The 14,161-nt window shown below is 60.0% G+C and carries 15 protein-coding genes; 11 read left to right on the plus strand and 4 right to left on the minus strand.

Going from position 1 to position 14,161, the window contains the following annotated elements; translation table 11 throughout:
• Positions 1-20: 20 nt before the first annotated feature.
• The 3 genes from pncB to E4P32_RS03300 all read left to right on the plus strand — a co-directional run bounded on the left by pncB (position 21) and on the right by E4P32_RS03300 (position 3,783).
• Complete coding sequence (gene pncB, locus E4P32_RS03290; protein WP_116433280.1) at positions 21-1,193, plus strand: nicotinate phosphoribosyltransferase; 1,173 nt, start codon at positions 21-23, stop codon at positions 1,191-1,193.
• A gap of 215 nt (positions 1,194-1,408) precedes the next feature.
• Positions 1,409-2,782: a sodium:proton antiporter gene (locus E4P32_RS03295; protein ID WP_116433279.1), complete on the plus strand. Its 1,374-nt coding sequence runs from the start codon at positions 1,409-1,411 to the stop codon at positions 2,780-2,782.
• 17 nt (positions 2,783-2,799) lie between these two features.
• Positions 2,800-3,783 carry a D-glycerate dehydrogenase gene (locus E4P32_RS03300; protein ID WP_116433278.1) on the plus strand — a complete coding sequence of 328 codons (984 nt, stop codon included), beginning with the start codon at positions 2,800-2,802 and terminating at the stop codon, positions 3,781-3,783.
• 82 nt (positions 3,784-3,865) lie between these two features.
• Here E4P32_RS03300 and E4P32_RS03305 read toward each other — a convergent pair whose 3' ends face one another.
• Positions 3,866-4,120 (minus strand): acyl-CoA-binding protein, encoded by a 255-nt coding sequence (locus tag E4P32_RS03305; RefSeq protein ID WP_116433277.1) that lies wholly within the window; start codon positions 4,118-4,120, stop codon positions 3,866-3,868.
• Positions 4,121-4,158: 38 nt separating this feature from the next.
• Positions 4,159-4,515 carry an FKBP-type peptidyl-prolyl cis-trans isomerase gene (locus tag E4P32_RS03310; protein WP_116433276.1) on the minus strand — a complete coding sequence of 119 codons (357 nt, stop codon included), beginning with the start codon at positions 4,513-4,515 and terminating at the stop codon, positions 4,159-4,161.
• A gap of 287 nt (positions 4,516-4,802) precedes the next feature.
• Here E4P32_RS03310 and E4P32_RS03315 point away from each other — a divergent pair, with 287 nt between their 5' ends.
• The 5 genes from E4P32_RS03315 to E4P32_RS03335 all read left to right on the plus strand — a co-directional run bounded on the left by E4P32_RS03315 (position 4,803) and on the right by E4P32_RS03335 (position 9,396).
• Positions 4,803-5,789: a cytochrome D1 domain-containing protein gene (locus tag E4P32_RS03315; protein WP_116433275.1), complete on the plus strand. Its 987-nt coding sequence runs from the start codon at positions 4,803-4,805 to the stop codon at positions 5,787-5,789.
• 50 nt (positions 5,790-5,839) lie between these two features.
• On the plus strand, positions 5,840-6,634 hold the full coding sequence (locus E4P32_RS03320; RefSeq protein ID WP_233526570.1) for a polysaccharide deacetylase family protein: 795 nt from the start codon (positions 5,840-5,842) through the stop codon (positions 6,632-6,634).
• A gap of 63 nt (positions 6,635-6,697) precedes the next feature.
• Positions 6,698-7,684 carry a sterol desaturase family protein gene (locus tag E4P32_RS03325; RefSeq protein ID WP_116433916.1) on the plus strand — a complete coding sequence of 329 codons (987 nt, stop codon included), beginning with the start codon at positions 6,698-6,700 and terminating at the stop codon, positions 7,682-7,684.
• On the plus strand, positions 7,684-8,517 hold the full coding sequence (locus E4P32_RS03330) for an EI24 domain-containing protein (RefSeq protein ID WP_116433274.1): 834 nt from the start codon (positions 7,684-7,686) through the stop codon (positions 8,515-8,517). The genes E4P32_RS03325 and E4P32_RS03330 overlap by 1 nt, the downstream gene beginning before the upstream one ends.
• 72 nt (positions 8,518-8,589) lie before the next feature.
• A complete protein-coding gene (locus tag E4P32_RS03335) occupies positions 8,590-9,396 on the plus strand; it encodes a molybdopterin-binding protein (protein ID WP_116433273.1) in 807 nt (268 codons plus the stop codon).
• Between the two features lie 310 nt (positions 9,397-9,706).
• Here the strand turns inward: E4P32_RS03335 and phaP are convergent, their stop codons facing one another.
• On the minus strand, positions 9,707-10,270 hold the full coding sequence (gene phaP, locus E4P32_RS03340; RefSeq protein ID WP_116433272.1) for a TIGR01841 family phasin: 564 nt from the start codon (positions 10,268-10,270) through the stop codon (positions 9,707-9,709).
• A gap of 273 nt (positions 10,271-10,543) precedes the next feature.
• Between phaP and E4P32_RS03345 the strand changes: the two genes are divergently transcribed.
• Both E4P32_RS03345 and E4P32_RS03350 read left to right on the plus strand, forming a co-directional pair.
• Positions 10,544-11,446 carry a histone deacetylase gene (locus tag E4P32_RS03345; protein ID WP_116433915.1) on the plus strand — a complete coding sequence of 301 codons (903 nt, stop codon included), beginning with the start codon at positions 10,544-10,546 and terminating at the stop codon, positions 11,444-11,446.
• A gap of 64 nt (positions 11,447-11,510) precedes the next feature.
• Positions 11,511-12,425 carry a DMT family transporter gene (locus tag E4P32_RS03350; protein WP_116433271.1) on the plus strand — a complete coding sequence of 305 codons (915 nt, stop codon included), beginning with the start codon at positions 11,511-11,513 and terminating at the stop codon, positions 12,423-12,425.
• 5 nt (positions 12,426-12,430) lie between these two features.
• Here E4P32_RS03350 and E4P32_RS03355 read toward each other — a convergent pair whose 3' ends face one another.
• A complete protein-coding gene (locus E4P32_RS03355; protein WP_116433270.1) occupies positions 12,431-13,255 on the minus strand; it encodes a helix-turn-helix transcriptional regulator in 825 nt (274 codons plus the stop codon).
• A 129-nt stretch (positions 13,256-13,384) separates the two neighbouring features.
• Between E4P32_RS03355 and E4P32_RS03360 the strand changes: the two genes are divergently transcribed.
• Entirely contained in the window at positions 13,385-14,146 is a 762-nt protein-coding gene (locus E4P32_RS03360; RefSeq protein ID WP_116433269.1) for a class I SAM-dependent methyltransferase, read from the plus strand.
• Positions 14,147-14,161 lie beyond the last annotated feature (15 nt).

Raw genomic sequence — 14,161 nt, forward strand, 5'->3', positions numbered from 1 at the left:
CTTTCGAATCGTCAGGCGCCATGATCATTTCTTCCTTGCTCGACACCGACCTCTACAAATTCACCATGATGCAGGTGGTGCTGCACCACTTCCCGGGGGCGCAGGTTGAGTACCGTTTCAAATGCCGCAACGACAATGTCGACCTGACGCCGTACATCGACGAAATCAAGGCAGAGATCGCGGCGCTGTGCCGCCTGCGGTTCCGCGAATCTGAGCTGGCCTACCTGCGCAGTTTCCGCTTCATCAAGAGCGATTTCGTCGACTTCCTCGACCTGTTCCATCTCAACGAAAAGTACATCAGCGTCACGCCGTCGCCGGCCGGCAACGGCGAGATCGAGATCCAGGTCAAGGGCCCATGGCTGCACACCATCCTGTTCGAGGTGCCGGTGCTGGCGATCGTCAACGAAGTATATTTCCGCGCCACCCAGCGCACACCTGATTACGAAACCGGGCGCGCGCGCCTGCGCGACAAGATTGCGCTGCTGACCGACAATCCGGCGCTTGACGGTTGCAAGATCGCTGACTACGGCACACGCCGCCGCTTCTCGCGCAGCTGGCACGCCGAAGTGATCCTGGCGATGAAGGACCACATGGGCAGCCATTTCGCCGGCACCTCCAACGTCCAGTTCGCGATGCAGCACGATCTCACGCCGCTGGGCACGATGGCGCATGAATACCTGCAAGCCTGCCAGGCCCTCGGTCCGCGCCTGCGCGATTCGCAGATTTACGGTTTTGAAATGTGGGCGCGCGAATACCGCGGCGACCTCGGCATTGCCTTGTCGGACGTGTACGGCATGGACGCCTTCCTGCGCGATTTCGACATGTACTTCTGCAAGCTGTTCGACGGTGCGCGCCACGATTCCGGCGACCCGTTCGAGTGGGGCGAACGCCTGCTCAAGCATTACGACAACAATCGCGTCGACTCCAAGAGCAAGGTGCTGGTGTTCTCCGACGGCCTCGATTTCGACAAGGTGGTGTCGCTGTACCTGCGGTTCAAGGATCGCGCCAAAGTGGCGTTCGGCGTCGGCACCAACCTGACCAACGACCTCGGCTATACACCCTTGCAGGTGGTCATGAAGATGGTGCGCTGCAATGGCCAGCCGGTGGCGAAACTGTCCGATACGCCAGCCAAGAACATGTGCGACGACGAAGCCTACGTGAAGTATCTGCGGCAGGTGTTCGAGATCAAGTAAGCCCTCGCGGCATTGCCCCGGCGAGAGAGTTTTCGCCGGTTCAGATCCTGCCCCAAAGCCTGCTTGAAATGTTTTAATGCATTCGGATTCCGGCCGCCATGGCCGGTCTTGCTGGTATAGTGTGGCCTCGTTTATTGCGATTTTTTTTCGCTTCACAAGGTCCCACATTGCGCACAAAACTCCTCACGACATCGGCCTGTCTCGGCCTTGCTTTGATGCTTCCTCAACTGGCGCATGCAGCTGATCTTGACGGCGGCGCATTGTCTGCGTTGTGGGGTATTCCATTCATGGGTTTGTTGCTCTCGATTGCGCTCGGGCCGTTGCTGTTCGAGCACTTCTGGCACCACCATTTCGGCAAGATCGCGCTGGCATGGGGCGCGGCGTTCCTGCTGCCGTTTGCGGCGACCTTCGGTGTCCATACGGCTGCGGCCGGCACCGTGCATGCGCTGCTGGCCGAATACATTCCCTTCATCGCCTTGCTGACCGCCTTGTTCGTGGTGGCCGGCGGCATCTGCGTACGCGGCAACCTGCACGGAACGCCCGCGCTCAATACCGGCCTGCTGGCGCTGGGCACCGTGCTGGCCAGCATCATGGGCACCACCGGTGCATCAATGCTGCTGATCCGTCCGCTGATCCGCGCCAACGACAACCGCAAGCACGCGGTGCATATCGTGGTGTTCTTCATTTTCCTGGTTGCCAATGCGGGCGGCTCGCTGACGCCGCTGGGCGATCCGCCGCTGTTCCTCGGTTTCCTCAAGGGCGTGGATTTTTTCTGGACCATGCAGAACATCTTTCCCGAGACCCTGTTCGTCTGCGTCTCGTTGCTGGTGATTTTCTATCTGCTGGATAGTCACTACTACAAGAACAAGGAAGAAGCCTTGCCGCCGGCGCGCGATCCGACGCCCGACTCGGGCATCAGCTTCGAAGGGAAATTCAATTTCGTGCTGCTGCTGGCGGTGATCGCGCTGGTGCTCATGAGCGGTTTCTGGAAGTCGGGCGTGGCGTTCGATGTCATGGGCACGCCGGTCGAACTGCAGAACCTGCTGCGCGACCTCGCGCTGGTCGCGATCATCGTGATCTCGCTGTGGAGCACGCCGAAATCCGCACGTGCCGGCAACGATTTTTCGTGGGGGCCGATCCTCGAAGTGGCCAAGCTGTTTGCGGGTATCTTCATCACCATCATTCCCGTGATCGCCATGCTGCGGGCAGGCGAAGCGGGTGCGTTCGGCGCCGTCGTGCGTGCCGTCACCGGCCCGGACGGCCAGCCTGTCGACGCGATGTATTTCTGGATCACCGGGCTGCTGTCATCATTCCTCGATAACGCGCCGACTTATCTGGTGTTCTTCAACACCGCGTCTGGTGACGCGCATACGCTGATGACCAAGTTGAGTTCGACGCTGGCGGCGATTTCCGCCGGCGCGGTGTTCATGGGCGCCAACAGCTACATCGGCAATGCGCCCAACATGATGGTCAAGGCCATCGCCGAAGAGCGCGGTATCAAGATGCCGTCCTTCTTCGGCTATATGGCCTGGTCGTTGGTCATCCTGATGCCGCTGTTCGTCATCATGACCTTCCTGTTTTTTGTTTAACGATAAAAGAGACAAGCATGAAACCAAAGATCTTCGTTGCACGTGCCGTTTTTCCTGAAGTGCTGGAACGCCTGGCGCAGCATTTTGACGTCGAGTCCAATCAGGAGGATCGCATCTTCGCGGCCGACGAACTGATTGCCAAGCTGCAGGGCAAGGTCGGGCTATTCTCGACGCCGAGCGAGCCGGTCAGCGCCGCCTTGTTTGCCGCCAACCCGCAGCTGAAGGCGGTCTGCAACATGGCGGTCGGCTACAACAACATCGACATCGCCGCAGCCACCAGCGCAGGTGTGCAAGCCACCAACACACCCGACGTGCTCAACGAAACCACCGCCGACTTCGGCTGGGCGCTGCTGATGGCGACTGCACGCCGCGTGACCGAATCGGAGCACTGGCTGCGCGCCGGTCACTGGAAGAAGTGGAGCTACGACAGTTTTACCGGCCCTGACGTGCATGGCGCGACGCTGGGCATCATCGGCATGGGCCGCATCGGCCAGGCCATTGCGCGACGTTCGCTGGGTTTCGACATGAACGTGCTCTATCACAATCGTTCGCCACTCTCGCCGGAGCTGGAAGCGCGTGCCAACAACGCCAAATACGTCGGCAAGGAAGAACTGTTGCGCACTGCCGACCACGTCATCCTGGTGTTGCCGTATTCGAAAGAATCGCATCACACGATCAAGGCGGCCGACCTGGCGCTGATGAAGCCGCAGGCCACGCTGATCAACCTGGCGCGCGGCGGGATTGTCGACGATGCGGCGCTGATCGCCGCCTTGCGCGACAAGAAGATCGCCGCCGCCGGCCTCGACGTGTTCGAGAACGAGCCTGCCTTCAATCCGGATTTCCTCGGTTTGTCGAACGTCGTGCTGACGCCGCACATCGCCAGCGCCTCGACACCGACCCGCCTGGCAATGGCCAATTGCGCCGCCGACAACCTGATCGCTGCACTGTCGGGACAGACGCCGCCGAACTTGCTGAATCGTGACGTCCAGCCGAAGTCATAATCATCTGACATTGTCATGAAGGCAATAAAAAACCCGCCGAGGCGGGTTTTTTATTTTCCGGACGCTGCTTTCAAGGAGGGGATCAGCCCTTCAGATCGGCGATCAGGTCAATGTACTGCTGCTGCGCTTCCTCTTGCGGCAAGCCTTTGAGGGCCTCCCAGGCGTCCCATTTGGCGCGACCGACAAAGTCGGTCATGCCGGGACGGTCGCCTTGCACATCGCCGTTGCTGCCTTGCTTGTACAGGCCGTACATCTTCAGCAGGGTCATGTTGTCGGGGCGTTCCGAGAGGTTCTTGGACTCGGCGACGGTCTGTTCAAATTGTTCCTGCAAACTCATGTTTTCTCCTGAATGGCCTGGTGACGGCTTTAAAGCGCTTAGACCGCGAGCAGTTCGACTTCGAAAATCAGCGTCGCGTTCGGTGGAATCACGCCGCCGGCGCCGCGTGCGCCATAGCCCAGCGCAGCAGGGATGATCAGCTTGCGGACGCCGCCGACCTTCATGCCCTGGACGCCTTCGTCCCAGCCCTTGATCACATGGCCTGCACCCAAAGGGAACGCAAATGGATCGTTGCGGTCTTTACTCGAGTCGAATTTGCTGCCGGCGGTGCCATCGGGGTTTTGCAACCAGCCGGTGTAATGCACGCTGACATGGTTTCCTGCCTTGGCTTCGTCGCCGGCGCCAACCTGGATTTCTTCGTATTGCAGTCCAGAGGAGGTAGCGATAGTAGACATTTTGTTCCTTTCAAAGAGTTTGTTTGTGCCGTGTTTTTAGCCGCGCGTCCGGAAGAAAAGGGCCCCGTAAGGCCCGTCCTCCCTGCGTTCTGCGCAGGTACATGCTGCGTTGCTGAACGGGGTTGGTGGCAGTGTAAACCAAAACACCGCAAAACACCGGGATCAACGCCACTCGTGTCAGCCAAATCGGCATCACAAGCGTTAGGTACCGTGGGGCGTGCTTTTTTTACGGATTTGTTACGGATTTCATGCACGGTAAGATCGCAATTTTTAAAGTAAAGTTCTTCATGCTGCATAGTTTTGCCCGGTTTTCCCGGCTCTCTCTTCTGGCGCTGTGCGCGCTGTCCGCTGTCATCACTGCGCCGGCATCTGCGAACGTGGTGGTGGTCCTCAATTCCGGCGACGCCACGGTGACGTTGCTGGATCAGTCGACTTACAAGGAAATCAACACTTTCTCGGTCGGCAAGGAGCCGCATCACTTGATGGCGACGCCCGACAACAAGTCGCTCGTCGTCGCCAGCGCCACCGGCAACCAGCTGATTTTCCTCGACCCCAAGACCGGCGAAGTGCAACGTCAGTTGCGCGGCATCATCGATCCATACCAGATCGGTTTTTCCCCGGACCAGAAATGGTTCATCTCCAATGGCTTGCGCCTGGACCGTGTCGACGTGTATCGCTACGACGGCCATAACCTCGACCTGGCCAAGCGCGTGCGCCTGGCCAAGACGCCCAGCCATATCGCCTTCGACGCCGCCAGCACCACGGCTTTCATTACTCAGCAGGGCAGCAACGAGATCAGCGCCATCGACCTTGCCACCCAGCAGGTCAAATGGACCATGCCGGTCGGCAAGTTGCCTGCCGGTATTTTCATGACGCCGGACAACAAGTACCTGCTGGTCGGCATCATGGGCAAGGATTACGTCCAGGTGATCGACTGGCGGACACAAAAGACCGTCAAGACCATCCGCACCGGCGAAGGCGCGCATAATTTCCGCGCCCACGGCGACAAGCGCTATGTCTATGTCTCGAATCGCGTCTCCAATACCATCAACATCATCGACCTGCAAACGCTGGAAAGCGTCGGCGTCATTTCCGTGCCCGGCGGCCCGGATTGCATGGAGGTGACTGACGACGGCAAGACCATGTGGGTTACGTTGCGCTGGGTCAAGAAGGTCGCCGTGATCGACCTGGCCAGCAAGAAGATCACGAAAATCATCCCGGTCGGCCGTTCGCCGCACGGCATCTACTTCATCAATCGGGCTGCCGACCTTTGATGCAGAGGGCGCCGCAAGCTGGTTCGCTTCGCCTTGGCAGGTTCGCTGCCATGGGCGCTGCGGTGGCCGCGGTGGCCTCGATCTGGCCGGCGCAGGCGGCGACCGACAATACCGCCTCCTGCAAGGGCACGATCTACCTCAGTTTCGACACTGGCAGCCAGTCGCAGGCCGAGTTCATCGCCCAAACGCTCAACAAGCATCACATCAAGGCAACGTTTTTCCTTGCCAACGAAAAAACCGTCAACGGCGATTACACGCTAGATCCGGCTTGGGCGCCGTACTGGAAAGCGCGTGTCGCCGAAGGCCATGCTTTCGGCACGCACACCTTCGACCATGTCTACGTCCAGCGCGATCTGCCCGACGGCCGCATCGAAGTCAAACCGCAATTCGGCGCGCACGCAGGCAAGAAGCAGGTTTGGAGCGCCGCCCAATATTGCGGCGAGCTGCAGCGCGTGGCGGATCGTTTCAAGGAACTGACCGGCGCCACGCTCGATCATCTGTGGCGCGCGCCCGGCGGCAAGCTGACGCCGCAGCTGCTGGCGGCAGGGCGCGCTTGCGGTTATTCTCATGTGGCGTGGGCCGAAGCAGGTTTCTCCGGCGACGAATTGCCCAGCGAAAAATGGCCCAATGCCATGTTGCTGCAACAAGCTTTGCGCAAACTGAAAGATGGCGACATCGTCATGGCCCATCTTGGCATCTGGTCGCGCAAGGATCCATGGGCGCCGGCCGTGCTGGAGCCGTTGATTTCCGGGCTGGAGCAGAAGGGCTTCTGCTTCGCCACCTTGCGCGAGCATCCGGCTTACCGGGCCGCGCTCGACAAGCAGCAGACCGCCGTTATCAAATAAGCACGCACCAATGCGGCGTCTTCAGCAATTACAGCATTTACCCAGGCAATCCTCATGATGCACATGATCCAGGTATTTTCCGATTTGTTCGCCACCGTCCAGGGATGGTTGTTTGAAACCGTCGTCCAGCCGATGGTGTTCAACCTCGGCCTGGGCGAATTCGTCGAAGAGGCGTTTACCGGCACGGAGTGGTTCCTGGTCGGCGTGTGCGAGCTGGCGGTGCTGTTCATCATCCTGCGTCCGCTGGAAGCTTGGATCCCGGTGCATGCGTTCACCGACCGCCGCGCGCGCTGGAACGATTTCATCTATACCGCCTTGCATCGTCTCGGCGCGTTCTCGATCCTGGTGTTTTTCCTGCTCGATCCGGCCATGTCGTACCTCAGCGAATTCCTGCACTGGGAAGGCTGGGGTACCTTCAATCTCGACGACGTCTGGCCGGGCGTCACCGATCAGGCGCTGGTGAGTTTCCTGCTTTACCTGATCGTGCTGGATTTCTGCGACTACTGGTATCACCGCGCACAACATGGCGTGCGCTGGCTGTGGGCCTTGCACAGCCTGCATCACAGCCAGGAAAACATGAACCTGTGGAGCGACGACCGCAACCACCTGCTCGACGACCTGGTGCGCGACGTCCTGATGGGCATCGTGGCGCTGGCCATCGGCGTGCAGCCGGGTCAATACATCCTGCTGGTGTCGGCGTCGCGCATGTTGCAAAGTCTGCAGCATGCCAATGTGCGCATCCATTTCGGCCGCATTGGTGAATGGCTGCTGGTGTCGCCGCGCTTCCATCGCCTGCATCACGCGATCGGCATCGGCCATGAGAGCCGCGGCAAGAATTCGCTGGGCGGTCATAACTTCGCGGTGCTGTTCCCGATCTGGGATGTGCTGTTCCGCACCCGCCACGTCGGCTCCGGCTTCGCCATGACCGGCGTGCGCGACCAGCTGCCGCCACCGGCCGGCAAGGGGCGCAACTACGGTCGCGGCTTCTGGGCGCAGCAATGGCTGGGCTTGAAGCGCATCGTCGAGTTTTCTCGCAAGGCGGCGCGCTGATGCGTTTGATGACCGTCTCCTTCGGACGCGCGCTGCTGTCGCAGCTGCATATCCGCATGTTGCTGCTGACGGTGCTGCCGTTCGTGATGTCCATCGTTCTCTGGGGCGTGGCGCTGTGGCTCGGCCTGCAGCCGATGATCGACTGGCTGCAGGATTACTTCGTCGGCCACAACGGCTTCGGCGTGGCCGGCTCCATTCTCAGCTGGTTCAACATGGGCGCGCTCAAGACCGTGATCGTGCCGCTGATCGCCATGTGGGCCTTGCTGCCGCTGATGATCCTGACGGCGCTGGTGTTCGTCGGCTTGTGGGCGGTGCCGGCGATCGCACGCCACGTCGGCGGTCGTCACTACGCGCATCTTGAGCAGCGTCACGGCGGTTCGGTGGCGGGCAGTCTGTGGACCTCGTTGTGGTGCTTTGCGGTGTTCGTGTTCGGCTGGATCGTGACCTTGCCGCTGTCGATTTTCCCGCCGCTGGCGTTCGTGATCCATCCCTTGCTGTGGGGCTGGCTGACGTATCGCGTGATGGCCTACGACACGCTGGCCGACTACGCCACGTCGGAAGAACGCCGCGCCATCCTGCATGCGCATCGCTGGCCGTTGCTGCTGGTCGGCGCCATCGCCGGCACCATGGGCGCCGCGCCTACGCTGCTTTGGCTGGGCGGCGCGTTGTCGGTGATTTTCTTTCCGATACTGGCGGCCGGCGCGATCTGGCTGTACGTGCTGGTGTTCGTCTTCACCGGTCTGTGGTTCCAATACTATTGTCTGGAAGCGCTGAGCAGATTGCGCGCCGCAGCCAGCACCGATGCGGTTCCCGCTTCCGTCGCCGCCAACTGAGCGGCGCGCAGCCGGATTATCCGGATCAGGGCATAATTCCGGGTTATCACCTGCAGAAGCGAACGGATATTTATGGCTATCGGACTCATCATCATCGGCGACGAAATCCTTTCCGGAAAACGCGTCGACAAACATTTCCCCAAAGTACTTGAACTGCTCACCGCGCGCGGCCTGCAACTGGCCTGGGTGGAGTATGTGGGCGACGATCCCGAACGCATCACCAACACGCTCAGGCGCACTTTCGCCAGCGAAGACATCGTGTTTTGCACCGGCGGCATCGGCGCCACACCCGACGATCACACGCGTCAATGCGCGGCGGCGGCGCTGGGCGTCGGGCTCGTACTGCATCCCGACGCCAAGGTGAAAATCCAGGAGCGTATCGCCGACACCGCACGCGAAGCCGGCATCACGCCGGTGTTCGATGCGCCGGAAAACCTGCATCGTCTGAAGATGGGCGAGTTCCCGGCCGGCTCCTCGATCATCCCCAATCCGTTCAACAAGATTCCCGGCTTCTTTGTGCCGAACGTCAGCGGCGAGGGCACGCACTATTTCGCGCCGGGCTTTCCGGTCATGGCGTGGCCGATGTTTGAATGGGTGCTCGATACCCACTATGCGCACCTGTTCCACCGCGTCGCGCGTGCGGAAAAGTCGGTGCTGGTATTCGAGATGCCGGAGTCGACGTTGACGCCGCTCATGGAAGCCATCGAGGCGGAGTTTGCGCTCGTGAAGGTCTTCAGCTTGCCGCACGTGGGCGACGACAAGACGCGTCGCCACATCGACCTTGGCGTAAAAGGCGAGCCGTCACAGGTGGAAGATGCCTTCCGCAAGATGGAAGAGGGCCTGCGCCAGTTGAAGGCGGATTACCAGCAAGCAAGCTGAACTGAATTGAGTCAGAGATGAATGCCGCGGGCAAAAAAATGCCCCGGCTCACCGAGGCATCAGAAACGGTATCTTAGGAGGAAATCAGATACCGAGGAGACAAAGATTGCTCTGAGGCGCTACGGGTAGAACGGGATACGCCTCATTGCTGAATAACGGGCATTGCACAAGCACTACTTGCAACCACTTGCAGAGAATCTTGCAGCGTTACAACTGTGTCAACAAACCTGTAAAGCAAACCGGGCAGAGCAATCATCATAACGAATATTGTCTGCCCGGGTGTTGTTCAAACTCGATTTATTCGTTGAAATTATTTCTTGCTGCGGCTTGTTGCTTTTACGGTCGCTTGCGACAACTGATCGACGGCGCTGGATACATTGGCTTCCAGTGCCTCGCTCGCTTGCTTGGCGCTCTTGGTGAATTGCTCGTAGCCGGCGTTGAAGTTACCGATGGTTGTCTTGACGAAGGTGATCGCGTTTTCCGAGCCGGCCGGGGCGTTCTTGGAGGCTTCGTCGATCAGCGAAATCACCTTGCGATTGACTTCAGCCAGTTGCGCTTCCGCAGTCTTGGTCAGTTCGGCTTGCGTGGTCGACACGATGCCGGCCAGATGGCGGCCATAAGCCAGGCTCTTTTCGACGCTAGGCTGAGCCTGTGCGCTCGAGAACGAGAAGAATTCCTGTGCATCCTTGGCGGTCAGCAGCTTCTGTGTCGCTTCGCGGGATTCTTCCAGGGAAGATTTGGTGGCTTTCAGGTTCAGGTCGACCAGCTTTTCGACGCCCTCGAAGGTCTTGTTGGCGAACTGCGTGAACAGTGCGATTTGCGCTTCGAAGTTCGCTTTGGTTGCGGCGGAGAATTGTTCGGTGAGAGTCGTCATTTTGCGTAGTCCTTTGGTCCGGTATCAAGATTGAATGGAATGGGTCAGGGGAAAATGCACGCTATTGTTGGACACTCTTTTGTGCGGTGCACAATTCTGATTTTAGGTGAAAACACCAGCATGTCAATAGGTTTGCCGACGATTTGCAAAAAGATTGTTAGCCAGTTTCTGTATATGGGAAACATACTTCCGAGTCGGTTTTTTTTTGAGAGTGATGTGACCTATGTCAGTCCAGAGAACTCCTATTGAAATTCAGTTTTTGAGAGCCTATTGTTGAGAGCCTATTACAGCGACCATTTCGTTCTGCCGCTCCCGGCCGGGCATCGTTTCCCGATGATCAAGTATCGCCTCATCCGTGAAGGTGCGGCGCGCGCCGTGGCGGATCTGGAATTCCACGAAGCCCAGGCCGCCACTGACGGCGTGCTGGCGCTGGCGCATCATCCGCGCTATGTCGATCTGGTCTCGCGCGGCGCGTTGCCGGAGCAGGTGCAAAAGGACATCGGCTTTCCCTGGTCGCTTGAGATGGTCGAGCGTTCGCGCCGATCCGCAGGGGCCACCATCGCCGCCTGCCGCAGCGCCATGGAGCAGGGCGTGGCGGTCAACCTGGCCGGCGGCACGCATCACGCCTATGCCGATCGCGGCGCCGGCTTTTGCGTGTTCAACGACGCCGCCGTCGCTGCGCGCCTGATGCAGGCTGAACGTCGCGCTGCACGCGTGGCGATCGTCGACCTCGACGTCCATCAAGGCAACGGTACTGCATCGATTCTGGCGACGGACGATTCGGTGTTCACCTTATCGCTGCACGGCGAACGCAACTATCCATTCGAAAAAGAACGCAGCGATCTCGATGTCGGCTTGCCCGACGGCGTCGGCGACGCCGACTACCTGGCGGCGCTAGAGGCGGCGTTGGCGCAGCTGATGGCGCGCTTCGACCCGCAACTCATCATTTACCTGGCCGGCGCCGATCCGCACGAAGGCGACCGCCTCGGACGCATGAAACTGAGCATGGCCGGCATGGCGGCGCGCGACACGCTGGTGTTCGAACTGGGCCGTCAGCAAAAAATTCCGATCGCGGTTACGATGGCGGGCGGTTACGGAAAAAACATCGAAGACACCGTCGCCGTCCACGTACAAACAATAACGCTTGCCAGTCGATACGCTGCCGACTGGAACTGAGCCCCGGAGCCAAAACGTTCACCGCACTCCGGCGCAGACTTCCCGCAGTGTGTTTTGGATAACTATGACTCGCATCGCCGCCGGCGCCGCCCAGGACAAAGGTTCCTGGAATCCCCTGTTGCTCAATCTCGTTCCGCTGTCCTTTGTGCTGATCTGGAGCACCGGCTTCATCGTCGCCAAGTTCGGCCTGCCGTATGCGCCGCCGCTGACCTTTTTGATCCTGCGCTTCGTCGGCGTGCTGATCTTCCTCGTGCCGCTGGTGCTGATCTTGCGCGCGCCGTGGCCGCAAGGGCGGCAGGTTGCACACATCTCCGTCGCCGGCGTGCTGTTGCATGCCGGTTATCTGGCCGGCGTGTGGAGCGCGATCAAGATGGGCATGCCGGCCGGGTTGACCGCGTTGATCGTCGGCATGCAACCGGTACTCACGGCCTTCGCGGCGCCCTTCGTCGGCGAGCGCGTCAAGGGACGCCAATGGCTGGGACTGGGCTTAGGTTTGTGCGGCGTCGGGCTGGTGGTGGCCAACAAGATTTCACTGATCGGCTTGTCGTGGGAAGCGATTTCCCTGTGCGTCATGGCATTGGTGGCGATCACCATCGGCACGCTGTATCAGAAACGCTTCTGCCCGCACTTCGACCTGCGTACCGGCACCATCGTGCAGTTCGTTGCGTCGTTGCTGGTGGTGCTGCCGTTCGCCATCGTCATGGAACACTTCGACCTGCATTTGCAGGCGGTCGCATGGACGCCGCAGTTCATCGGCGCCTTGTTGTGGTCCATCCTGGCGCTGTCGATCGGCGCCATCTTCCTCTTGTTTGCGTTGATCCGGCGCAGCGCTGCCACGGCCGTCACCAGCCTGCTGTACCTGACGCCACCGACCACTGCCGTGATGGCCTGGTTGATGTTCGGTGAAGTCTTCAGCGTGGTCGGCATCATCGGCATGGTGGTGGCCGTGATCGGCGTCGCTTTCGTGGTGCGCAAGTAATCCGTTCAGACCGGCATCAAGGTGATCAGCTTCAGATCCGGCCTGTTCGCCACGCGGAAATTCACCTGCTGGTAAGTCAGCTCGCCCTGTACGGGATGGCGGAACAGGCGCTTGCCGCCTTCGCGTTCGACCACATCCTGCAGGCTCCAAGTGCGCTTGAACAGCGCACTGCGCGCCGATAATTCTTCCACCATCGTCTTGATCTGCGGATCGTCCAGGTACTGGCCGCAATCGGCGCGAAACTCCGCGACCAGGCGGCGTGCGCGCTGTTCCCAATCGGTGATCAGTTCTTGCGAGGCCGTGGTGCAAAACGTGAAAAACAGCAGGTTGTCGTATTCACTGCCGGCGGTGAGCCAGCCGGTGAACAGCTTGCGCGCGGGCGCATTGCTGGCCAGCACATTCCAGTAGCGGTCCAGCACATACGCCGGCTGGCGGATGCTGCGCACGACCTCGAGGATTTCCGGCGCGATGCTTTCAGTGTGATCGTCCTGATGCACCGGATCCTTCTTTTCCGCCAGTTCAAACAGGTAGGTGCGCTTGGCGCGCGGCAGGTGCAGCGCATCGGCAATGCGCGCCAGCGCCTGCGGCGAAATCGAATCGGTGCGGCCTTGTTCTATCCAGGTGTACCAGGTCACGCTGATGCCGCACAGCTGCGCCACTTCTTCGCGCCGCAGTCCCGGTGTGCGGCGTCGGGTGCCGCGCGACAGATGGCCAAGTCCGGCCAGCGTCGGCGAGATCTGCTCGCGCTGCGATTTGATGAACTCGCCCAAGGCTTTGCGCTTGATGTCGGGTTTCGGGTTTTTATCCTGTCTGGTGTCGTCGGATGCCATGGAGAGGGATTCAGGCTGTTGGTTTTGGTAATAGTATAAATGGTGAACTTGTACCAGCATACAGAACAACTAAACTTGCGTCTCCAGCCATCAATCACCACGTAAGCACATCAACTCAGGGAGCCAGGAATGCGTAGCCACAATGAAGTGATTTCCGAACAATTCGGCACGACCGCCGCCTCATATCTGACCAGCGCCGTCCACGCGCAGGGTGCGGATTTGCAAGACCTCGCGGCGTATGCCGCAGCCTATCCGCATGCCCGCGTACTGGATCTCGGCTGTGGTGGCGGCCACGCCAGTTTTGCAACGGCGCCGTTCGCCGCGCAAGTAGTCGCCTACGATTTGTCGGCACAGATGCTGGAAGTAGTGCGCGCTGCCGCTGTTGAACGCAAATTGCCGAATATTGAGGTGCAACAGGGCAGCGCCGACCGCCTGCCGTTCGCCGACGCTTCATTCGATGTCGTCTGTACACGCTTCAGCGCGCACCACTGGCGCAACCTGCCACAGGCCTTGCAGGAAGCCGCGCGCGTGTTGAAGCAGGGCGGCCGCTTCGTCGTGATCGACACTGCGGCACCCGTCGATGTGTTAGCCGACACCTACATGCAGGGCATCGAACTGCTGCGCGACACCTCGCACGTGCGCAACGTCAGTCTGTCGTCATGGAAGAAACTGATCGCGCAGACCGGCCTGCAGGTCGAGTTTTCCAAGAGCTGGAAACTGACGCTGGAATTCGCCTCCTGGGTCGCACGCATGCGCACTTCGCCGGAACACATCGTCGCCATCAAGTCGCTGTGGCGCGCCGCACCGGCCGAAGTGCGCACCTACTTCAACGTGGCCGAGGATTATTCCTTCGACATCGACACTGTGCTGGTGGAGGCGATCAAGAAGTAACAGGCAGGCCAGGAA

The organism is Herbaspirillum sp. 3R11, from assembly GCF_004563925.1.
In the GTDB taxonomy this organism is placed as follows: Bacteria; Pseudomonadota; Gammaproteobacteria; order Burkholderiales; family Burkholderiaceae_D; genus Herbaspirillum.